This window comes from Limibacterium fermenti (assembly GCF_041902845.1).
Taxonomy (GTDB): Bacteria; Bacteroidota; Bacteroidia; order Bacteroidales; family Dysgonomonadaceae; genus Limibacterium; species Limibacterium fermenti.
In genome coordinates, this window is record NZ_CP159486.1 from 2,583,276 (window position 1) to 2,608,990 (window position 25,715).

The 25,715-nt window shown below is 38.0% G+C and carries 7 protein-coding genes, 2 tRNA genes, 1 pseudogene and 2 CRISPR repeat arrays (1 of these 12 only partly in view); of the genes and pseudogenes, 6 read left to right on the plus strand and 4 right to left on the minus strand.

Annotated features, from left to right (window positions below):
• The first annotated feature begins 35 nt into the window (after positions 1-35).
• A complete protein-coding gene (secDF, locus tag ABNK31_RS11420; RefSeq protein ID WP_418892644.1) occupies positions 36-2,981 on the plus strand; it encodes a protein translocase subunit SecDF in 2,946 nt (981 codons plus the stop codon).
• Between the two features lie 179 nt (positions 2,982-3,160).
• Positions 3,161-3,233 (plus strand) — tRNA-Thr (locus tag ABNK31_RS11425).
• A gap of 39 nt (positions 3,234-3,272) precedes the next feature.
• On the opposite strand, the gene ltrA is transcribed toward ABNK31_RS11425, so the two are convergent.
• The 4 genes from ltrA to ABNK31_RS11445 form a co-directional block, all read right to left on the minus strand.
• Positions 3,273-4,724: a group II intron reverse transcriptase/maturase gene (ltrA, locus tag ABNK31_RS11430; protein WP_418892645.1), complete on the minus strand. Its 1,452-nt coding sequence runs from the start codon at positions 4,722-4,724 to the stop codon at positions 3,273-3,275.
• Between the two features lie 488 nt (positions 4,725-5,212).
• On the minus strand, positions 5,213-6,304 hold the full coding sequence (locus ABNK31_RS11435; protein WP_418892646.1) for a glycosyltransferase family protein: 1,092 nt from the start codon (positions 6,302-6,304) through the stop codon (positions 5,213-5,215).
• A gap of 132 nt (positions 6,305-6,436) precedes the next feature.
• Entirely contained in the window at positions 6,437-7,777 is a 1,341-nt protein-coding gene (locus ABNK31_RS11440) for a dihydroorotase (protein WP_418892647.1), read from the minus strand.
• On the minus strand, positions 7,764-8,531 hold the full coding sequence (locus tag ABNK31_RS11445) for a polyprenol monophosphomannose synthase (RefSeq protein ID WP_418892648.1): 768 nt from the start codon (positions 8,529-8,531) through the stop codon (positions 7,764-7,766). The genes ABNK31_RS11440 and ABNK31_RS11445 overlap by 14 nt, the downstream gene beginning before the upstream one ends.
• A 119-nt stretch (positions 8,532-8,650) precedes the next feature.
• Between ABNK31_RS11445 and ABNK31_RS11450 the strand changes: the two genes are divergently transcribed.
• From ABNK31_RS11450 to ABNK31_RS11465, 4 genes and pseudogenes are all read left to right on the plus strand, one after another.
• Positions 8,651-8,723, plus strand: a tRNA-Met gene (locus ABNK31_RS11450).
• A gap of 75 nt (positions 8,724-8,798) precedes the next feature.
• A CRISPR array of direct repeats spans positions 8,799-13,714; the repeat unit is 29 nt; unit sequence ATTTCAATTCCACTTGGTACAATTATAAG.
• Positions 13,715-13,779: 65 nt separating this feature from the next.
• Positions 13,780-14,067: a transposase gene (locus ABNK31_RS11455; protein WP_418892548.1), complete on the plus strand. Its 288-nt coding sequence runs from the start codon at positions 13,780-13,782 to the stop codon at positions 14,065-14,067.
• Positions 14,064-14,921, plus strand: coding sequence for an IS3 family transposase (locus ABNK31_RS11460; RefSeq protein ID WP_418892547.1), 858 nt, complete (start codon positions 14,064-14,066; stop codon positions 14,919-14,921). The genes ABNK31_RS11455 and ABNK31_RS11460 overlap by 4 nt, the downstream gene beginning before the upstream one ends.
• A gap of 190 nt (positions 14,922-15,111) precedes the next feature.
• A pseudogene (locus ABNK31_RS11465) lies at positions 15,112-15,735 on the plus strand (IS3 family transposase); the annotation flags it as partial.
• 256 nt (positions 15,736-15,991) lie between these two features.
• Positions 15,992-25,715: direct repeats of the CRISPR family, unit length 29 nt; unit sequence ATTTCAATTCCACTTGGTACAATTATAAG; it runs 10,661 nt beyond the window's last position.

Sequence of the window (25,715 nt, forward strand, 5' to 3'; positions counted from 1 at the left end):
TAAATAATCTATAAAAAAGTAAACGTAATATTGAAATGCAAAACAAAGGATTTATTCAAGTTTTCAGCATTATCCTCACGCTTATTTGTTTGTTCTATCTGTCCTTTACTTTTGTAGGTTGGCAGTATAACAAGAAAGCCAATGAGTATGCAAACGGGAACTTAGCCCTAAAGAATCAATACCTTGATTCGTTGTCTACCGAAAAAGTATATTTAGGATATACGCTAAAACAAATTCGAGAAAAAGAAATCGGATTAGGTCTTGACCTTAAGGGAGGTATGACGGTGACGCTCGAAATCGATGCGTCACAAGTTGTCCGGTCGTTAGCCAATACCGACGATCCCGTATTTAATCAGGCTTTGAGTGAAACAGTCGCCCAAAACCGAAAAGGTAGTTCTTCGGACTTCATCACCCTTTTCCTTCAAAATTACGAACGTCTGAATCCGAACGGAAAATTAGCCAATATTTTCAGCATCACGATGAGCGACCGGGTTAGCCCTTCGGCTAGTAACGCCGATGTAGCATCGGTACTTCGTAAAGAAGTAGCGAGTGTCGCCGACAACTCTTTTAATGTATTGACTACGCGTATCGACCGTTTCGGTGTGGTATCCCCAAATATCCAACGATTAGACCGCGCGGAGAGAATCCTTATCGAACTTCCCGGTATAACAGAACCCGATCGTGTGCGGAACCTGTTGCAAGGAAGTGCAAATTTGGAATTCTGGAAGACGTATAACTTAAATGAGCTGAGTACTTATTTTAGTGAAGTTAATTCCCGCTCGAGCGAGTATGCTGTGGCAAATTCACCGTTGGCTAAAGACTCGACCGCCAATGATTCGACAGCGATAGAAACCGGAGCTGCTATCGTCGATTCGGCAGGTGTCGCACTAGCCGAAACAGCGGAACAAGACAGTGACAAGGTCGTTATCACGAAGAGTTTCGCTCAATACTTCAACCAACCCTATTTTGCAATGGGACAGGCAACAGGACCTATCGTAGGGACTGTTGCAAAGAATGATACATCGGCAGTTAATTATCTTCTACAACGGTATAAAGATATTTTCCCGGCGGATGTCCGCTTTAAATGGGGTTTCAAACCAATCGATCAACGTGAAACCTATTTTGAGTTGTTCGCTTTACAGGGAGACGGAACCAAACGCGGGCCGGCTCTTGAAGGCGACGTAATTACAAACGCCCGGGCCGACCAAGGACAACAAGGTTCTGCATGGGAAGTCAGTATGACCATGAATTCTTCCGGTGCAAGCCGTTGGGCGACCATTACCGGAGCCGAAGTGGGAAATTCTATCGCGATTATACTCGATGGATATGTATATTCTGCTCCCCGTGTAAATGACAAGATTGAGGGCGGACGCTCATCGATTACCGGCAACTTCTCGCCCCAAGAGGCTCAGGACTTAGAGAACGTGCTAAAATCCGGTAAAATGCAGGCTGGCGTACGTATTGTGCAGGAGGATATCGTCGGTCCATCGTTAGGACAGGAATCGATTCAAGAAGGGATGATTTCATTTATCATCGCACTCATCGTCTTATTTATTTTTACATGTCTTCTCTACGGATTCACTCCGGGTATGGTTATCAACGGAGCGTTACTATTGAACTTCTTCTTTACATTGGGAGCATTAGCCGCCTTTCAGGCCGTTTTGACACTCCCCGGCATCGCGGGTATGATTCTATCTCTGGCCATGGCTGTCGATGCGAATGTTCTTATCAACGAACGTATAAAAGAAGAGCTAGCCGGAGGCAAGACATTACGTCGAGCATTGGAAGACGGATATAAGAATGCCTTCTCAGCTATCTTCGACTCGAACCTGACATCCATCATCGTCGGTATCATATTAATGCTCTTCGGAACAGGTGCCATCAAAGGATTCGCAATAACGCTGATTATAGGTATTGCCGTATCCTTCCTGACGGCTGTATATTTGACCCGTATTCTTTACGAATATCAATTGGATAAAGGAAGATGGCAGAAACTCGATTTCATGACGCCTTTCTCCAAAACATTCTCTAAAGAATACAGTTTCGATTTCCTCAAAGGGAGCAAGAAGGTATTAGCCGGAATCGCGCTTTTCATTTTAATCTGTATCGTTTCGCTATTCACCTTGAAGCTGAATTCAGGAATCGATTTCACCGGCGGACGCAACTACATTGTGCGCTTCGATCAACCTGTAAGCACGGCGGATGTTCAGGATGCCCTTACCCCCTATTTCGGGGAATCGGTTCGCGTTATTACCATCGGGTCCAGTGATCGGGTACGTATTTCGACCAATCATCTGATTGAATCGGAAAACGAAAATATCGAACAAGAACTGGTTGATCTGTTAGGCCAAGGATTAAAAGAATTTATTACTCCCGGAAAGACGATAGACGACCATATACAAAGTTCTCAAAAAGTAGGGCCAAGTGTGGCCGAAGACATGCTGAAGAATGCGGTCTTGGCATTGGCTATAGCTTTGTTCTGCATGGGACTTTACATCTTACTGCGATTTAGGAATTGGACGTTCTCGGTAGGAACAACAGCCGCCCTTGCCGTAGATGCTTTCTCGGTTATCGGATTGTACTCTCTGCTTTGGAAAATCATGCCGTTCTCAATGGAAATGGATCAAACATTCGTTGCGGCTATCCTTACGGTTGTCGGATATTCGCTGAATGATAAAGTGGTTGTATTCGACCGTGTCCGGGAATATATGACGCTATATCCGAAACGCGACTTGAGATCGTTGTTTAACGATTCGTTAAATGCGGTATTGGCCCGTACAATCAGTACCGGTTTAAGTACGATATTGGTTATTATCTGCATTCTTTTCTTAGGAGGTGACTCCATCAGAAGTTTTGTGTTCGCCATGTTGATAGGTGTCGTTGTCGGTACAGTAACGAGTTTGTTTGTTGCAGCACCGGTAGCATTCAAAATGATGACTAACCAACAAAAGAAAAAAGAACAACAGGGACTAAAGAAATAATTCTTTTCTATTAAAAAAACGGGTTGCGAGTTTCGTAACCCGTTTTTTATGCTTAAAGGTAGATATTGGTCGTAATATTATCGCATATCTGAAAAGGAAAAGCTTTTACGGATAGAAAATTTTCAGGAAAAGAGAGCTTTATATCGTATATTTTTTATACTTTTGCAACCTGAAATCACGCCACAATAGCTCAGTTGGTAGAGTAACGCATTCGTAACGCGTCGGTCGCGAGTTCAAGTCTCGCTTGTGGCTCATCAATCGAGTAGGTAGGAGGATTACTCCCCCGCCCTCTCACACCACCGTGCGTACTTTCGTACACGGCGGTTTCTGTAAATTGTTTAATGTTTCGTAATTTAATGTGAGATTGTATAGTTTCAGTTTCGTAAACCAGTCTTTTCCCATAGCCTGACTAGCTTGGGGACAGCCTGATTTTCGCCATAAGCCCTTGCCTGACAGTGCAAGTATCCAACTCTGCCACTTTTCAACACCTTGTTTGTGTAAAAATTGTTGTAGCGTATAAACACGTTTGCATTGTTTAATCCGGTAACAGCGTAACTTACGCCTTATCCATGCGTCAAGGTTTCTCACAAGCTTATGGCATTTAGCATATCGAAAGTAATTTAACCACCCTCGCAACTTTTGGTTCAACTCGACTATGATTCGTTCGAGACTTACACCTCTGTTGCGTTTGGTTACTTCCCGTACATTCTGCTTTAACCGCAATAAGGCTTGCTTGCTTACAACGAGCATGCCATTGTTTAGAATGGTATACCCCAAAAACTTACTTTCCATTACCTCACAGACCTTACTCTTGTCTGGATTGACTTTGAGTTTCAGTTTGTTTTCGATAAAACTACACAGACTCGACATTATCCTTTCGCCTGCTTCCTGGCTGCGTACAAAGATATTGCAATCGTCTGCGTAACGAACAAAGCAGTGTCCCCGACGCTCCAGCTCTTTATCCAATTCATCCAAAACTATGTTGGACAACAATGGCGAAAGCGGACTGCCCTGTGGCGTTCCTTCGGTTCGTTGACTTACAATTCCCTCAAGCATAATTCCGCTTTGAAGATACTTTCTTATCAATTTTAACAGACCTTTGTCGCCGATACGGGTCGATAAGAGGTACATCAGGCGGTCGTGGTTGACAACATCGAAAAAGTTCTTCAAATCCATGTCAACTACGATGGTACGACCATTCTCTACATAACCGCCCGCCTTTTGTAAGGCTTGGTGAGCACTACGGTTAGGGCGAAAGCCATAACTATGGTCGCTAAACCCTGCTTCGTAAATCGGGGTCAAAACCTGACTTATCGCTTGTTGGATAACTCGGTCTATAACCGTTGGTACACCCAATTTGCGTGTTCCTCCATTGGGCTTGGGGATTTCGACATGACGGACGGTTTGAGGTTGATATGTTCCCGACAGCAGGCTTTCGAGTAATACAATACCGTTTACTCTATACCAGGCAGAGAACTCTTCAACACGCATTCCGTCCGTGCCACCGACACCCTTGTTACGTTTTACCTGTTTGTAGGCGGTTAGTATATTATGGCCACCGCATACAACCTCCATTAAATTATACACTAAGGCTTGTCCTTGTTTGCCTGCCTCATCAACTTGCAAAGCCTTTGCCCATGATGCTTCGGGTACGCCCTTACAGCTTAGGGAATGGCAAATAGCATCCTTGCCGTTTATTCCAAACAGCTCTTGTTGGTATGCTATTACTTTCTTCTGCTCCATTGATGTGATTTTAAACCGACTACTCCTTAAAATTACAGATTTAGTCCTTCGTCATTTGTGTACACAAATGACTACTATGACCTCGGCTGACTTCTTACAAGACTTTTCGGGATGTTGCCATAACGATAGCGTTATTAACGCGTCTTGTAAGACCTCTTGGGATAAACATCTACTCTTTCGGCGGGTTGTGCCTGATTTACTGTAAACGATTACGGTTGGTTTTGGGGCGTTCGCAATCCATTGCTCGCTTGCCCACCGTTTGTCAGCCTTATATCAGATTTCTGTGCGTCACAACCTCGCTTTTGCTAATGGCTTCCTTCAGATTCGCAGTCACCCACGACACCCTTGCCAATCACTATTGCTTCCTTCCAGCTCGGCGCAGTCAGGGACTCACACCCTGATAGAATAAATGTATGCCCAACATACAAAAAAGAGGGTATCTTGATGAAGGTACCCTCTTTCTTTATTTCTAAAATGATTTTTTACGATTACGATTCAATGACCTCATTAATCTCTTTCATAAAACGTTCTTCAGCTTGATGTACCCATTCCTGAAAATTCTCATCGGGGCTATAATGGGGAATAAAATCAATGAGTTTACTTAGTTTAAATTTTTTACTGCTGATACCCGCACCCGACAATGCCGCATCGAAAGCATTAAACTCTTGCTCGACATGCACCGGAATCATCAAAATAGGCTTCTTATAATACAAAGCTTCACAAACCGATTCGAATCCCGAAGTGGTAGAATAAGCCATGCTTCCGGCCATGCTTCTCAGGAAGCGCTCATCATTGAGACGGTAGAGCACAAAATTATCATCAATCCTGGTTACTTCATCGGCATCTTTCTTGTCCCAGAAAAAACGAAGAGGTATTTGCGGATTTTTCGTGTGCCAATCTAAAATCTCTTCAAAGTAACCCGTATTCAACATATATCCGTGTATATAATCCCCTTTTGAGGGTTCTATTTCAAAGACTTCAGGGCGTAACAAGGGTGGTACCGTCACAATATTCCGTTCCTCAGAACCGGGCATATTTCTAAACGATAACGCCAATAATTTGGAGGCTCCCTGAGAGGTAATCTTCGAAAGCATACGAAGAAAATAATATTTTATATCTTGTTCGCGAGTTGTTTTATAATGGGGGTTAAGAAGGACATAATGGTGAGCCACGCAGATCATCTTTATACCGGTTTTCTTTTCCAAACGATATATTTTGAAGGTCATACCCATGATAAGTTCATAGAAATTAATGATGACATCGGGCTTGTATTCTTCAATCTTAGATCTTAAGAATAAAATACTCTTTCTGAAAAAGAATGGCTGTGCAAAATTGCCTAATACGCTTAACAGGACATTGGGACGCTTCTGTTTATAAAAGGATGTAAAATTAGGACTGCTATACCTGAATACAGGGGCACCTATTTTCGTAGAGAAAAACTCGGGTATCTGCCGGGATTCGCTTTTCCCGACTAACACGGCTACGACTTCATGCCCATTCTTTCGTAAGATGGATGCCATCGACAACGCTTGGGTAAAATGCCCTCTTCCTTCTCCTTGAACAGTAAATAGAAATTTCACGAACAAAGGGTTTAAAAATTCGGAACAAAAATACGAAATTAATACTGAAAATAGCGTATAAAAAATATAAATCCGATAAATCGTAACACAAAGATAACTATCGGTTATCAAACATCAATCGTGCATTGAGTCCTATCGCTCGAATTGTAAAGGTAGTCCCCGAACAGAATCTTTCACCTGTCCGTCTGCAAACACAATCGCCCCGTTGACGAAGGTCTTTTCGACCGTATGGGAGAATGTTTGTCCCTCGAAAGGCGACCAACCGCACTTGTATAAAAGATTGTCTTTCGAAACGGTATAAGGTTTGGAAGGATTGATCAACACTAAATCGGCAAAATAACCTTCGCGTATGAATCCCCGATCCTTAATTTTGAATAAACGTGCCGGTGCGTGACACATTTTTTCTACGATAAACTCCAGACTAAAAACGCCCTGATGCGCCATCTCTAACATTACCTGCAAAGAATGCTGAACAAGAGGGCCTCCCGAAGCCGCTTTCAGGCATCCTCCTTGCTTTTCGCTGAGCAAATGCGGTGCATGGTCGGTAGCGACCACATCGAGTTTCCTCGACCGTAAGGCATCACGCAACGCATTTCTATCCTCTTCTTTTTTAACGGCAGGATTCCATTTAATACGGGCGCCTAACCGGGCATAATCTTTATCGGTAAACCATAAGTGATGAACACAAGCCTCTGCAGTAATCTTCTTATCTTTGAGCGGCGCCGTAGAAAAAAGGCTCATTTCACGCGCTGTAGACAAATGCAGCACATGCAGTCGAGCATGGTATTTGTCGGCGAGCTCCACAGCGTGAGCCGACGACCGGTAACAGGCTTCGGCGCTTCGAATAAAAGGATGGTATTCGATAGGAATATCATCCTCTCCGTATTCTTTTTTATAACGATTCAGATTATCCCTGATAATTTCTTCTTTTTCGCAATGAACGGCAATCAACATATCGACCTCGGCAAAAATCTGCGCTAACGACCGCTCGTCATCCACCAACATATTCCCGGTAGAAGACCCCATAAACACCTTCACTCCACACACCTTTTTCGGGTCTGTTTTCAACAATTGTTTTACATTTTCGTTGGTAGCTCCCATATAAAAGGAATAATTCGCTACCGATTTCGTCGCTGCAGCCTCGAACTTTCTTTCAAGGGCATCGATCGTAACCGTTTGAGGATTGGTATTGGGCATATCCATAAACGAGGTAACACCTCCCGCCACCGCGGCGCGGCTTTCTGTGAAAAGATCCCCTTTATAGGTAAAGCCCGGATCGCGGAAGTGTACCTGATCATCTATCACGCCGGGCATCAAATACAATCCGCCGGCGTCGAAGACTTCCGATTGCTGCCGTACCTCTATAGGAACATCCTGCCGATATATCGCTTTTATCCGTTCGCCGTCAATCAGTATAGAGCCTACATACGATTCGTTTTCATTAATAATGAAAGCCTTATCAATCAATATCATTTGGAAGATAATTAGGATGTATGGATTTTATTTTACCGGTTTCTTTTCTCCAACGCAACTCGATGACACCAAAAAACGCTTCACTGAAAATGCTTGTGTTCATCTTTGAAACTCCTAATCGCCGATTGACAAAGATTACCGACACTTCTTTTATTTTATACCCAAGCACATAAGCGGTATATTTCATTTCTATTTGAAAGGCATATCCTTTAAAGCGGATTCCATCCAAATCAATACTTTCCAAAACCTTCCGTTTATAACACACAAAACCCGCGGTGGTATCACTGACTTTCATCCGAGTGATAAAACGAACATATTTGGAGGCGAAATAAGACATTAGAACGCGCGTCATGGGCCAATTTACGACATTGACTCCGGTACTGTAACGTGATCCGACAGACACATCGAAGCCTTCGTCATGACAAGCACTGTATAGTCGAGGCAGATCGTTGGGATTGTGTGAAAAGTCGGCATCCATTTCAAAGATATATTGGTAGGTGCGCTGCAAAGCCCATTTGAATCCATGGATATAAGCGGTTCCCAGCCCAAGTTTTCCGGTACGTTTTTCCAAGAAAAGCCGTTCGGGAAATTCATTTCTCATCAACCGTTCCACAATAGAAGCCGTACCATCGGGCGAACCATCATCAATAACAAGAATATGAAAGTCATTTTTTTGTGTAAACACCGCACGGATGATACTTTCTATATTCTCTTTTTCATTATATGTCGGTATAATAACAATGCTATCAGGCATAAAAAAATATTTTCGTCAAAAGTACAATTTTAAACAGAGATAGGAAAAATAATCGAAGAAAAATTTTGATTTACCCGACAAATGATGTATCTTTGCAGTCCAATTAAAAAATAAAACATCGCGGAGTGGAGCAGTTGGTAGCTCGTTGGGCTCATAACCCAAAGGTCGTAAGTTCGAGTCTTACCTCCGCAACAGGAAAAAGAAAGTATTTCAATAGAAATGCCTTCTTTTTTATATACGTGTTTGCACTCTATTTTGGGATCAACCGGATCAATTCCACTTGGTCCAATTATAAGTAAAAGATAGTATCGAGAAAGACCAGTCAGCATGGAAATTTCAATTCCACTTGGTCCAATTATAAGACAAGAATCATTTACGGGAGAGTGATGATTCAGTAAAATTTCAATTCCACTTGGTCCAATTATAAGAAAAAGCTTCGTCAAGAGTATCATAAAGTCCAATATATTTCAATTCCACTTGGTCCAATTATAAGGCAGCATGATCGCTCGTAGCGATAAACCGAACTGCGATTTCAATTCCACTTGGTACAATTATAAGACCTATATAGGTACCATGTTAGAAGTCAAATATAAATTTCAATTCCACTTGGTACAATTATAAGTTGCGTATGTAAAATCACGTATATATTCTCCTCTTATTTTAATTCCACTTGGTACAATTATAAGTATCGGGGAGGCATTCTTGAACGCTTTGGATGGACTTAATTTCAATTCCACTTGGTACAATTATAAGCATTGGTGTCTTCTATTAATTCGGCTATCGCAAACGGATTTCAATTCCACTTGGTACAATTATAAGCCGCCTCTGCTTTCTTCTTTGTCGATTTTAATGTAAATTTCAATTCCACTTGGTACAATTATAAGTTATTTGTTTGTCCGGGAACTACCAACCTCTACCAATATTTCAATTCCACTTGGTACAATTATAAGGGCAAAGGGGCAATCGGAACTCTTTACGATAAGCAGATTTCAATTCCACTTGGTACAATTATAAGCGATTACGGTAGACAAGACGTATATCGATCATGAAAATTTCAATTCCACTTGGTACAATTATAAGAGGCAAACGCAAGCCTACAAGCGACAATCAGAGGTGAATTTCAATTCCACTTGGTACAATTATAAGCAGTTCAAAAGCAGGTCACCATCGCACAACAGGAAAATTTCAATTCCACTTGGTACAATTATAAGTATATATCTAATATTAGTAAACCCACTTAAATCTATATTTCAATTCCACTTGGTACAATTATAAGTGGTTGCCACATGAGTGTTTGGATTCACTATAAGCAATTTCAATTCCACTTGGTACAATTATAAGTTGTCCTTATATGGTATAAGGTTGCCCAAATTATCCTATTTCAATTCCACTTGGTACAATTATAAGTTCCGCCGATACCCTCCCTGTCTCCGCTGTCACACGATTTCAATTCCACTTGGTACAATTATAAGAGCTCGACGATTTTAGGGCTCTTCTCCCGCCATCTCTATTTCAATTCCACTTGGTACAATTATAAGAAGGACGGTGAGTATGTGTTTGAGCAGCAAGAGGGATTTCAATTCCACTTGGTACAATTATAAGTTGAATGTTGCCCAGCCCGACCCCGACGCCTTTCATCATTTCAATTCCACTTGGTACAATTATAAGAAAGAGGGGTCTGCCAATTCGGGAAACGAGGTTCTATATTTCAATTCCACTTGGTACAATTATAAGTTATACTGTTCCTTATTCCGTTTTTTTTTGCTGTAATATTTCAATTCCACTTGGTACAATTATAAGTCCTGCATCTTTTATATATTTTCCTTGTATTTTTAGATTTCAATTCCACTTGGTACAATTATAAGTGGGAGGATTTAAAAACAAGCTTCACCCTTACACGATTTCAATTCCACTTGGTACAATTATAAGATCAGACAGATTAAACCATTCGCCCTTTACGTTTTTAATTTCAATTCCACTTGGTACAATTATAAGCATTTTCTGAATTAAATGCAGATAGAGATTATCTATATTTCAATTCCACTTGGTACAATTATAAGTTCATAGATGATGCAATTACCTTCAAATCGGATAAAATTTCAATTCCACTTGGTACAATTATAAGAATAAAGAGCGGTATTCCGCTTACCGGAGAAGTGCTTTATTTCAATTCCACTTGGTACAATTATAAGCGCTGTCGCTTGTATGTTTGCATTTAGCCAGACATTATTTCAATTCCACTTGGTACAATTATAAGTTTGGGAGCGGTAAGCTATAAGGAAACAAAAAGAATATTTCAATTCCACTTGGTACAATTATAAGTGACAAGGGATTATTCGACTTTACAGATCAATGGAATTTCAATTCCACTTGGTACAATTATAAGAAATTGTTGAGATATAGCCTCTTCTGCCTGTCTTCATTTCAATTCCACTTGGTACAATTATAAGAATACCCAATCAAATTTGACGCAAGACACAATATAGAATTTCAATTCCACTTGGTACAATTATAAGTTTCTCCCGCGTTCGGGGATAAGTTATACCCCTACTTATTTCAATTCCACTTGGTACAATTATAAGCCTTTGCTTGTACATTTCATACACTTCCGCCTCGTATTTCAATTCCACTTGGTACAATTATAAGTTTTTCTATATCTTTTTCGATAGCCGCGAAGTCCCGATTTCAATTCCACTTGGTACAATTATAAGGAAACAGAAAAAAAGACAATGGCAAGTAAGACTCAAATTTCAATTCCACTTGGTACAATTATAAGAACCGTAAGTAACTATTTTAAAGACGATACAAATTTATTTCAATTCCACTTGGTACAATTATAAGAGGCAATGATTGGGATGTTAACTTGCAAACAATGAAATTTCAATTCCACTTGGTACAATTATAAGGAGATGGTACCCTTTCTCCTGTTCCGTTTATGTTATTTCAATTCCACTTGGTACAATTATAAGAACCGTAAGTAACTATTTTAAAGACGATACAAATTTATTTCAATTCCACTTGGTACAATTATAAGAGGCAATGATTGGGATGTTAACTTGCAAACAATGAAATTTCAATTCCACTTGGTACAATTATAAGGAGATGGTACCCTTTCTCCTGTTCCGTTTATGTTATTTCAATTCCACTTGGTACAATTATAAGTCAACATCCAACCCGTCGTGCTCCGCCCAATCATTTATTTCAATTCCACTTGGTACAATTATAAGTTCGATTTTTAATTAATAATACAAAAATACCTAGCGTATTTCAATTCCACTTGGTACAATTATAAGAATATTTTAAATCAGTCCAGTGTATAATTTTACCCTATTTCAATTCCACTTGGTACAATTATAAGAGCCGGAATTCGGCAAAAAAAATCAAGCGTTTGTGGAATTTCAATTCCACTTGGTACAATTATAAGTTGAAATCGGGGATCGATGGCGATACCAACGTGGAGGATTTCAATTCCACTTGGTACAATTATAAGGCGGAATTAATCGACCTCGATAAAGTAGTCAAAATCAAATTTCAATTCCACTTGGTACAATTATAAGAGTCTTTTTGTCTTTTGTTTCGCTCGTACATATATAAATTTCAATTCCACTTGGTACAATTATAAGCAGGGGTTGCAGCATATGCAGCAGGTGACCCTAATGGATTTCAATTCCACTTGGTACAATTATAAGCACGCAAAGCGCGCTGTTTAACATCACGAGTAATCCAATTTCAATTCCACTTGGTACAATTATAAGTTGTTAGTTTCGGTTTTGTAGAGATAGTAGAAAGATATTTCAATTCCACTTGGTACAATTATAAGTACGTGAAGCGATATTTAGCGACGTATGCCGGTAAGAATTTCAATTCCACTTGGTACAATTATAAGAATACTTGTCAAAAACATGTAAACTTTTTACCACTAATATTTCAATTCCACTTGGTACAATTATAAGGAAACAGAAAAAAAGACAATGGCAAGTAAGACTCAAATTTCAATTCCACTTGGTACAATTATAAGCCGTCAGGGATCAGGCTAGACATGCGGATATATTAAATTTCAATTCCACTTGGTACAATTATAAGGTTACCGGACGAATCTTCTACGAATATTTCATAATAATTTCAATTCCACTTGGTACAATTATAAGTGGGTAAAAAGCTACAGGATCTACTTTGTATTTAAAATTTCAATTCCACTTGGTACAATTATAAGGTTCAGTCAGTTGCTTGAACGCGCATATAAAAAGAAATTTCAATTCCACTTGGTACAATTATAAGCATTGGAGCCGTATTTGGGACATTATGGAACGCCGATTTCAATTCCACTTGGTACAATTATAAGTTTATATAGGCCTTTGCCGGCTCCCTGCTGGAATGAGATTTCAATTCCACTTGGTACAATTATAAGATTTATCCGAATCTTTAACCGCCTGATAATACCCGTATTTCAATTCCACTTGGTACAATTATAAGCGCCTGGCCGTAATCGAAAGGGCTTACGGTAAAATATTTCAATTCCACTTGGTACAATTATAAGTTGTGCTGAATCAGGCATCCGGTTTGACGCAATAAAATTTCAATTCCACTTGGTACAATTATAAGTTTTGCTTTCTATAGAGTAATATGCACTATATCTAATTTCAATTCCACTTGGTACAATTATAAGTCAATAGTGGCATGGAAATAATCTCTGCTATAAAAGAATTTCAATTCCACTTGGTACAATTATAAGACGGGATTTGGAAAAATTGGATAAACAGGAAGATTAATTTCAATTCCACTTGGTACAATTATAAGCATCAAAGAACTGCCAGCCTCCAAGTTTCGAAGAAATTTCAATTCCACTTGGTACAATTATAAGATAATTGTTTTAGAAACACAAATATAGTATTTAATATATTTCAATTCCACTTGGTACAATTATAAGGCTCAATTCGCTTGTGATCTTCTTTCAATTCCCTATTTCAATTCCACTTGGTACAATTATAAGTGATCCGGTCAAGTTCGATATCAAGTATGTAAAACATTTCAATTCCACTTGGTACAATTATAAGTTGAAAACCAACGCAGATATTTACGAGTGTGGAATATTTCAATTCCACTTGGTACAATTATAAGACAGCATCTTCTTTCATAGTACAGCCCTTTCTGTAAATTTCAATTCCACTTGGTACAATTATAATATAATACTCCCCAAAATTAGGACAAGAAGTTAAGTAGTATCTTTGTGCGTAAAAGACAAAGAATTATGAATAAAGGAAGTCGGAGAAAATTCAGTGCTGAATTTAAAGCCAAAGTAGCGTTGGAAGCATTGCAAGAACGAGAAACCATTGAAAGTTTGTGTAAAAAATATGATTTGCATCCCAATCAGGTAAGCCAGTGGAAACGTTCTTTCAAGGAAGAAGGAAGCAAGGTCTTTGAAAAGAGTGTCGGGCATGATGAATTATCAGAAAAAGACCGTCTGATAGCAGAACTTTATCGTCAGATAGGGGAATTGAAGGTTGACAATGACTGGTTAAAAAAAAAGCTGCGATGATGCCTCCGGAAGTACGCCGCGAATTGGTCGAACGTCAATCTCCGGAGATGAGTATAGTGCGTCAATGCAAGCTGCTTTCGATTCACCGTAGCGGGTTGTACTACACCCCTTCTCCTGAAAGTGAGGAGAATTTGGGGATTATGCGTTGGTTGGACGAACAATATCTTTCCACTCCATTTTATGGTGTTGAGCGACTTCTACCCTTACTCACCCTGTTAGGGTATAGAATCAACCGTAAACGGCTCAGACGGTTAATGCGCATGGTGGGTTGGCAGACCCTTTATCCGGGCACAAGGACCACTATCCCGGGAAAGGATGGGCACAAATACCCCTATTTGTTGAAAGGGCTGAAGATTGACAGGCCGAATCAGGTTTGGGCCATTGACATCACCTATATTCCCATGTCGAAAGGGTTTATGTATTTGTTTGCCATTATCGATGTTTACTCACGTTATGTGGTGGGCTGGAGCCTGAGTAACACGATGAGCGCGGAATGGTGTGTGGATTGTATCGAAGAGGCTATCTCGGTACATGGAACACCGGAAATAATCAATTCTGACCAAGGCAGTCAGTTCACTTCGGATATTTACACCGATTGCCTGAAAAGGCATGAGATTCGCATCAGTATGGACGGTAGAGGTCGTGCCATCGATAATATCTTTATTGAACGTTTATGGCGCAGTGTGAAGTACGAACACATCTATTTGCATGCGTATGACGATGGAAACAGTTTGTGGAAGGGATTGAACGGGTACTTCCGGTTCTATAATCACGACAGGCTCCATCAGAGCCTTGGCTACCGACCGCCGATAGAAGTCTTCCAATGTGGAACGGGACGGCTGAAAACGGCCTGATAGGGAGAGCCTTTTTTTAGCTCATTCCGCTTCGGCTACGCCTTCGCTCCATGAGCTAAAGAAAAAACAGCGAATAAAATGAAAGAAAAGTATTATAAACCAAATAATAAGTATAAATTTGTATGAAGATATTTATCTTAACGCACTTAATAAAGTGATAATACCTGTCCTACAACTGGGGAGTAGTGTACTACCCTTACTCACCCTGTTAGGGTATAGAATCAACCGTAAACGGCTCAGACGGTTAATGCGCATGGTGGGTTGGCAGACCCTTTATCCGGGCACAAGGACCACTATCCCGGGAAAGGATGGGCACAAATACCCCTATTTGTTGAAAGGGCTGAAGATTGACAGGCCGAATCAGGTTTGGGCCATTGACATCACCTATATTCCCATGTCGAAAGGGTTTATGTATTTGTTTGCCATTATCGATGTTTACTCACGTTATGTGGTGGGCTGGAGCCTGAGTAACACGATGAGCGCGGAATGGTGTGTGGATTGTATCGAAGAGGCTATCTCGGTACATGGAACACCGGAAATAATCAATTCTGACCAAGGCAGTCAGTTCACTTCGGATATTTACACCGATTGCCTGAAAAGGCATGAGATTCGCATCAGTATGGACGGTAGAGGTCGTGCCATCGATAATATCTTTATTGAACGTTTATGGCGCAGTGTGAAGTACGAACACATCTATTTGCATGCGTATGACGATGGAAACAGTTTGTGGAAGGGATTGAACGGGTACTTCCGGTTCTATAATCACGACAGGCTCCATCAGAGCCTTGGCTACCGACCGCCGATAGAAGTCTTCCAATGTGGAACGGGACGGCTGAAAACGGCCTGATAGGGAGAGCCTTTTTTTAGCTCATTCCGCTTCGGCTACGCCTTCGCTCCATGAGCTAAAGAAAAAACAGCGAATAAAATGAAAGAAAAGTATTATAAACCAAATAATAAGTATAAATTTGTATGAAGATATTTATCTTAACGCACTTAATAAAGTGATAATACCTGTCCTACAACTGGGGAGTAGTGTAAACAACCGTAATAATTTGAGTAATAAGTTCATCATTTCAATTCCACTTGGTACAATTATAAGATAAGCCATTTCACGTTCCCACTGTGAAAGGTTCCATATTTCAATTCCACTTGGTACAATTATAAGCTTCACGCCAAAAAAAGAAAGAAGCTGTTCAACATACCGATTTCAATTCCACTTGGTACAATTATAAGAAGCGGTACGACGCGGACTATTAGCGCGTATACTGTATTTCAATTCCACTTGGTACAATTATAAGTGTCCCGGTTGTTTTCAGCCACTTTCTGTATTACATCCATTTCAATTCCACTTGGTACAATTATAAGTTTGTAATGAGGGGAATAGTTGTAAGGCATATTACATTTCAATTCCACTTGGTACAATTATAAGGAGGTTACGCCATTCGGCTCAATCGGACAAATGAAATTTCAATTCCACTTGGTACAATTATAAGGGTGTATACGAGTATGCTTCAGAAGAATTATCCCCATTTCAATTCCACTTGGTACAATTATAAGCTAGAATATCTAGAATTAAATGCTCTTCTTCCTAAAATTTCAATTCCACTTGGTACAATTATAAGCGCTGATTTAACAGGTGTATCTAGTGCAACTATTAAATTTCAATTCCACTTGGTACAATTATAAGCCAATAAGGCAAATCGTAAGTTGTGGCGTGAACAGCGATTTCAATTCCACTTGGTACAATTATAAGAGCCTAATCCTATGTATTCTCCTGATTTCGATATTGTATTTCAATTCCACTTGGTACAATTATAAGTAACCCGGACTTTAAAATCCGGTACTATCTCGTAGGATTTCAATTCCACTTGGTACAATTATAAGTTTTATCGAGTCTTTTAAGAACGTTTTTTAATTCCGATTTCAATTCCACTTGGTACAATTATAAGTGGCACTTTCCGGCGCTTTCCTGCCTACATAATAAATTTCAATTCCACTTGGTACAATTATAAGGGATTACCGGGCTTGCGTCGGGTAACCCTCAGCAAAATTTCAATTCCACTTGGTACAATTATAAGCTCGAGCCTGCTCCGGACGGCAAAATCGAATACGTAATTTCAATTCCACTTGGTACAATTATAAGTCGTCCTCCTCGTAACCCGCCGGCTGCTCCGTCTCAAATTTCAATTCCACTTGGTACAATTATAAGACAACCCTTTGTCGGAAGGGGATGTATTTAAAGAAAATTTCAATTCCACTTGGTACAATTATAAGCACCACCGGCTCGGGCAGTTCAGGAATATCGTACAAATTTCAATTCCACTTGGTACAATTATAAGAGAGGACAATGGCCAGGACTTTTCATCGCTAATTTGATTTCAATTCCACTTGGTACAATTATAAGCGAGTAGCTGCCGGGCGTGAGCGCAGCCATCTTCATTTCAATTCCACTTGGTACAATTATAAGTAACAAGCAGCGGAATAGGAAACAATTACCTTAATAGATTTCAATTCCACTTGGTACAATTATAAGATTTTAAAGTTGTCCCCTGGTAGTGCTACTTGCTTCAATTTCAATTCCACTTGGTACAATTATAAGAATGTAAGTGTTATAAATTTTGCGTTTTTGTTATTTCATTTCAATTCCACTTGGTACAATTATAAGACATTTAAAAGGGCAAGCAGCAGATATAACACACATATTTCAATTCCACTTGGTACAATTATAAGATATTTGCAAACGGAAGACTAGACGCGCAGAATTTCTATTTCAATTCCACTTGGTACAATTATAAGTGGAAACCGAACTACACAATTATAGCAGGTCAACGCAATTTCAATTCCACTTGGTACAATTATAAGGCCAGGGGAACGATTGGGACGTAAATCTCCAGACAAATTTCAATTCCACTTGGTACAATTATAAGAAACGAAGGCGGGAGGGCGGGATGATTTAACAAAAAATTTCAATTCCACTTGGTACAATTATAAGCCAATTCGGCAAGTTCTGTTTTGTATTTATCAATACGCATTTCAATTCCACTTGGTACAATTATAAGGTTGCACATGAACGCGCTAAACGTAGGGCTAGACAATTTCAATTCCACTTGGTACAATTATAAGCGTCGCCGTGGGATGTGGAAAATGCATCGAGTGCAATTTCAATTCCACTTGGTACAATTATAAGGATAAACTTATACAAATCAGGTTCAGGAATTATAATATTTCAATTCCACTTGGTACAATTATAAGAACAAACATCCAAATGATTGAATATCAAGCGGATATAAATTTCAATTCCACTTGGTACAATTATAAGCTGTTTCTTCTATTTCATACCGCCTGTTTAAAGTCAATTTCAATTCCACTTGGTACAATTATAAGCAAAACCTAAACAGGCAAATGTACGACTATACGTAATTTCAATTCCACTTGGTACAATTATAAGACAGACGGGGCGCCTGAAATATACACAAAAAGGAGATTTCAATTCCACTTGGTACAATTATAAGATGGGTCTTTTCCTACTTCTGCGTTACTTATTACTTCCATTTCAATTCCACTTGGTACAATTATAAGGGTACCTATAAGGCTGTACAACGCCATGCTGCACAATTTCAATTCCACTTGGTACAATTATAAGTAGGAAGCAATTACCTTAAGAGGGAAGACAGTAAAATTTCAATTCCACTTGGTACAATTATAAGAGTATACAACAATACGAGGCAATGGAGGGCGAAAGCATATTTCAATTCCACTTGGTACAATTATAAGTATTGTATTATCAATACCTTTTTTTCTCGCTGTCGCATTTCAATTCCACTTGGTACAATTATAAGCATGGAGCTATACAAAATATGGGATTACATACAAGATTTCAATTCCACTTGGTACAATTATAAGTTTAAAATACTCCATGGTATTACGCGCCCTATTCTATTTCAATTCCACTTGGTACAATTATAAGCAAGACTCGGAAAAGGGCGAACAATTTCAGGAAAATATATTTCAATTCCACTTGGTACAATTATAAGTTAAAAATTGTTGTACCTTTATCGCGTCTTTTCTTAAATTTCAATTCCACTTGGTACAATTATAAGAAAGGTACAACAATTTTTAATAACAGAAATATGACATTTCAATTCCACTTGGTACAATTATAAGGCAGCAGGGAAAAACAATATTAAAATAATGTAGTAATTTCAATTCCACTTGGTACAATTATAAGTTTTTAACCTTTTAAAGGTTCTTGTCTGTCGCTCGTATATTTCAATTCCACTTGGTACAATTATAAGTACGTCGCCGTGGGATGTGGAAAATGTATTGAATGTAATTTCAATTCCACTTGGTACAATTATAAGCTTTGTTTAGGTTTTGCTCGTAGTCTGCTATTTCCTATTTCAATTCCACTTGGTACAATTATAAGAACCGCTATAGATACAAGCACAGGAGAATTTAACATATTTCAATTCCACTTGGTACAATTATAAGAAATTGCGAACGAAACTAAAGAAGCGAATATGCAAAATTTCAATTCCACTTGGTACAATTATAAGGAAGAGTACAATGGCACCCGGCACATTGGTACCATTTAATTTCAATTCCACTTGGTACAATTATAAGAGACATCGATAACATGCGAAAACATATATTAAGAAAATTTCAATTCCACTTGGTACAATTATAAGCGTACATCCATTTTTGTCTTATATATTCATTCGCTATTTCAATTCCACTTGGTACAATTATAAGTATACAGCAATACGAGGCACTAGAGGGCGAAAGTATATTTCAATTCCACTTGGTACAATTATAAGTACCAGATGCATGCTATAGAGCAAAAGCACTCTGATATTTCAATTCCACTTGGTACAATTATAAGACACTAAACCAAACAAGTGGAAAAGCAGTAAACACGGATTTCAATTCCACTTGGTACAATTATAAGAAGAGTACAATGGCACCCGGCACATTGGTACCATTCAATTTCAATTCCACTTGGTACAATTATAAGCGAGTACACTTATGTATGCCAACACACAGGACAACGATTTCAATTCCACTTGGTACAATTATAAGTTAGTTACTTCTAAGGTTCTTGTCTGTCGCTCGTATATTTCAATTCCACTTGGTACAATTATAAGTTAATTTTTATTAAGTTTACGCGTCTTTTGTATTCCTCATTTCAATTCCACTTGGTACAATTATAAGAATCAGGCTCCAACATTATAACGGAAAAATTTAAGCATTTCAATTCCACTTGGTACAATTATAAGTTACTAACAGATCCAGTTTGTAAAAGAACCCATTGAAATTTCAATTCCACTTGGTACAATTATAAGTTGGTGGAATCTGAAAAATATTCATCGCCCCAAGCGAATTTCAATTCCACTTGGTACAATTATAAGTTCTATCGGTTGAGCGCTTTCAATCTCACCCTGATCATATTTCAATTCCACTTGGTACAATTATAAGCCGGATTGCCCCTCATGGTAGAGACCTGTACATTAATTTCAATTCCACTTGGTACAATTATAAGATCCGGTCATGGAAACAATTCGTCCCGATCCTCGAATTTCAATTCCACTTGGTACAATTATAAGCGCCGTGAATTTCTGAAAGAAGCAAAAGAGATGAAATTTCAATTCCACTTGGTACAATTATAAGCCCTTCTTTGAGAATAAAGGAAACGACGGTTACGGAATTTCAATTCCACTTGGTACAATTATAAGATAATACAGCGCAAACCCGCGACAATTATCTTATGTTCTATTTCAATTCCACTTGGTACAATTATAAGATTTCTGTAAAAATAAAAGGCAAAAAGCAAGCATCAACAATTTCAATTCCACTTGGTACAATTATAAGGCAGTACCTATACCTACTAATTCTATCAATTCTTTATTTCAATTCCACTTGGTACAATTATAAGCACACCGTAATAGCCTATCCGGTATATCTTTCCGGATTTCAATTCCACTTGGTACAATTATAAGCCGGATTTGGATTTATAGAGAACATTCATGAATTGATATTTCAATTCCACTTGGTACAATTATAAGTCCTAAAGCTAATGTTTCAGAAACGGAAGGTTTTAAATTTCAATTCCACTTGGTACAATTATAAGGTCGAACAAACCGGCGAACGCAATTATACCCTGAATAATTTCAATTCCACTTGGTACAATTATAAGCGGCATATTGTTTCTCCGTCAGGCCCTTTTGTTCAAGTATTTCAATTCCACTTGGTACAATTATAAGAAAAACAGTTTGCTACTTTGAAAAGGCGCTCATTCAATTTCAATTCCACTTGGTACAATTATAAGATACCGGGCAAAGGACGGTTAAGGCTGTAAAATATAAATTTCAATTCCACTTGGTACAATTATAAGCCATTTGCCTCATAGGAGGTTCTGTATCCGTTATAAATTTCAATTCCACTTGGTACAATTATAAGTTCTTTCCTTATCAGCCCTTCCGGACAACAATAAAATATTTCAATTCCACTTGGTACAATTATAAGTCAATTTTTCCAAAAGTGGAACGGGTTTTTGGGTAGGAATTTCAATTCCACTTGGTACAATTATAAGGCATCTTCACACGTGCAATCCCGGATATTATTCGAGAATTTCAATTCCACTTGGTACAATTATAAGCTATGAGTGGCATAACAAGAAATACATTAAAGCCGAATTTCAATTCCACTTGGTACAATTATAAGATTGTATTCTTTGTCATCCGTTTCCTTATAAAACGGATTTCAATTCCACTTGGTACAATTATAAGGCGCTTTGCATTTCAGGAGACAATCCCCTTAACGCTATTTCAATTCCACTTGGTACAATTATAAGCCCTTTTCCTAAAGAAGATACCGCCCCTTTTATAGCATTTCAATTCCACTTGGTACAATTATAAGGCCGGACAATCTCACCGTTGGCGGTTACCTTAACCTATTTCAATTCCACTTGGTACAATTATAAGCTTCAACAGTGAGCACTCCGATTTTACTACTCCCGTATTTCAATTCCACTTGGTACAATTATAAGCGTATGCCCGGCAAACAACAAGCAGCTCACTGGATAATTTCAATTCCACTTGGTACAATTATAAGGGTCGATTATAACCGTCATGATAACTCATCATTCGATTTCAATTCCACTTGGTACAATTATAAGAAGGTATGTCGTTACTCAGCAAGCAAGAGGTAAATAATTTCAATTCCACTTGGTACAATTATAAGTTAAGTTAAGTTCACTGGCAATCCAGAACACCTTGGGATTTCAATTCCACTTGGTACAATTATAAGCCAGCCTCACTTTCATATTTAAATAACTTCTTGGAAAATTTCAATTCCACTTGGTACAATTATAAGGCGCGAAAGCTAATGAAGATACACCGGTAATGACATCATTTCAATTCCACTTGGTACAATTATAAGGTATCTTCCGGATCCTGTTTTTGTATTTCGATCCTGATTTCAATTCCACTTGGTACAATTATAAGAATGATTTTATTTTGTTTCATATCTATAGTTGCTTTATTTCAATTCCACTTGGTACAATTATAAGTATATAACAGCCACTATACGTAACTGTTATAAGGCAATTTCAATTCCACTTGGTACAATTATAAGAATAACGTTCGATAGTTGCTGCTACATCTTCTACTTATTTCAATTCCACTTGGTACAATTATAAGCGGTAAAGGTTGGCCGCGGCTTCCTCGATCAATAGCGATTTCAATTCCACTTGGTACAATTATAAGCGTTTCCGATTGTATCGATTACATCAATCGAGCAATATTTCAATTCCACTTGGTACAATTATAAGTACGGGTATGCGCTCTTTATTCGAAGATCAGGAAGAATTTCAATTCCACTTGGTACAATTATAAGTGGCCAATGGGAACGCGGCCGGGAATATTTCAATAAATTTCAATTCCACTTGGTACAATTATAAGGGAAACCGGGGAAGGACGGGTTCATCGAGGATCGGGAATTTCAATTCCACTTGGTACAATTATAAGGCAATCAATTCGAGATAACATTGCCTGCGTTTCTTTATTTCAATTCCACTTGGTACAATTATAAGCGGAGGCAAGATCGATATCGTGAACGCTCTTCCGGAATTTCAATTCCACTTGGTACAATTATAAGTCAATACTGGCATTGGTTCGTCAGCCTTAATACTTGATTTCAATTCCACTTGGTACAATTATAAGTTATATATTTCATCTACAAACACCTACGCATTAAAATTTCAATTCCACTTGGTACAATTATAAGTGCATCTTTCGCTCCATTAAATATAAAATATAAGATATTTCAATTCCACTTGGTACAATTATAAGGAATTTGTTCCTAAATTTTATCGTTGTTTTCATAATATTTCAATTCCACTTGGTACAATTATAAGAGGCGTTCGCCGGTTACCAAGAGAATTTGAATTTATTTGATTTCAATTCCACTTGGTACAATTATAAGCAGCCTCACTTTCATATTTAAATAACTTCTTGGAAAATTTCAATTCCACTTGGTACAATTATAAGATTAACGAAACAGCATCATCCGGCACTATTTCTTCAATATTTCAATTCCACTTGGTACAATTATAAGCTTTAGTAAAGCTAGATTAATTTTTCCTGTTAATAAATTTCAATTCCACTTGGTACAATTATAAGACAAAAAAGTACGGCTGTTTTTCGGGACTTATTTCATATTTCAATTCCACTTGGTACAATTATAAGAGATGAAGAAAAAGAAATTATCAGATTTATCGTATAAATTTCAATTCCACTTGGTACAATTATAAGAGCCTCACTTTCATATTCAAATAACTTCTTGGAAAATTTCAATTCCACTTGGTACAATTATAAGATATCAACACTATTTTTAAAGGGGGGGATATTCCTTTATTTCAATTCCACTTGGTACAATTATAAGACTTAAAAAAAAATCTTCATTACTTTGCAAAGAACTATTTCAATTCCACTTGGTACAATTATAAGTCTTTTCAATAATAATAAAACGTGGATAGGGGCAATATTTCAATTCCACTTGGTACAATTATAAGTACTTGTCAAAAACATGTAAACTTTTTACCACTAATATTTCAATTCCACTTGGTACAATTATAAGAGTTCGGCGTACATCAATTCTTCTATATGTTTTTCGAATTTCAATTCCACTTGGTACAATTATAAGTTTATCCTGTATATTCGCACGCTGTATTTCAACCTGATTTCAATTCCACTTGGTACAATTATAAGACTTTCGAATCTCCTCATTTGCCTGCTTGTTGGCATATTTCAATTCCACTTGGTACAATTATAAGAATACAGCGGCACAGGCAGCACAGGCAACAGCAAGATTTCAATTCCACTTGGTACAATTATAAGATAGACAATTTTGGTACGAAAAAGCATTAAAGGTATTAATTTCAATTCCACTTGGTACAATTATAAGTCTGCTTCTGTTTTCATACTCCTTGTTCTTGTTCTTGTATTTCAATTCCACTTGGTACAATTATAAGCTATATCGACTATTTCGTGATGCGGTAAGTCAAACATATTTCAATTCCACTTGGTACAATTATAAGGATAAAAGCATAAAACAGTAAAACCTGTTCTCCCTCATTTCAATTCCACTTGGTACAATTATAAGTCTATTTTCAAATACATTTATTTCTCCGCCGAGGCTCTATTTCAATTCCACTTGGTACAATTATAAGATTAAAAGGATGGCAATATGGCATTACATGAATAGATTTCAATTCCACTTGGTACAATTATAAGGAGTACCCTGTTTGCAAGCCGATTGCTATAACTCCATTTCAATTCCACTTGGTACAATTATAAGTTGACTTGTGATTCTTATAAACCTTCATTGACTTGATTTCAATTCCACTTGGTACAATTATAAGAATTTTTCTTGAGACCTAAACTATCAAACCTCCTAAATTTCAATTCCACTTGGTACAATTATAAGTTTGGGCTAAATTCTTGGGATATGCGCATAGATTTATATTTCAATTCCACTTGGTACAATTATAAGTCAGGATAACATTAATGTGTTAGCAAAGTTAACGCATTTCAATTCCACTTGGTACAATTATAAGTCAAACTACTGAAGCAGGGTTAGTTGGCATACACTCTAATTTCAATTCCACTTGGTACAATTATAAGTATTTTCAAATACATTTATTTCTCCGCCGAGGCTCTATTTCAATTCCACTTGGTACAATTATAAGTTTTAAAACCATTTAGATAATCACATATAGCATCGTTATTTCAATTCCACTTGGTACAATTATAAGATATTCCAATCCCCTGCTTCCCATTGCCAAATTCTAATTTCAATTCCACTTGGTACAATTATAAGCAAGCTTAGTCGGCACAACGCTAGGTTCAGGAAGTAAATTTCAATTCCACTTGGTACAATTATAAGCATGGGTGATGTTTGATTTTTTCCGCACTTTTGCTATTTCAATTCCACTTGGTACAATTATAAGAGCGCCTTGCCAGCTCATCCCAGACATCCTTTTTTAAATTTCAATTCCACTTGGTACAATTATAAGTTATCTGTCTCCTCGCCATATATAATGTTGTATGTTATTTCAATTCCACTTGGTACAATTATAAGTTTCGCCCCATTTATTTTGTGATTTTGACTTGCCAAATTTCAATTCCACTTGGTACAATTATAAGAAATCATTTTTTGCATATAGATAGTGGCTACATAAAATTTCAATTCCACTTGGTACAATTATAAGTATCAGTGCATTATCAGTCAAATTAT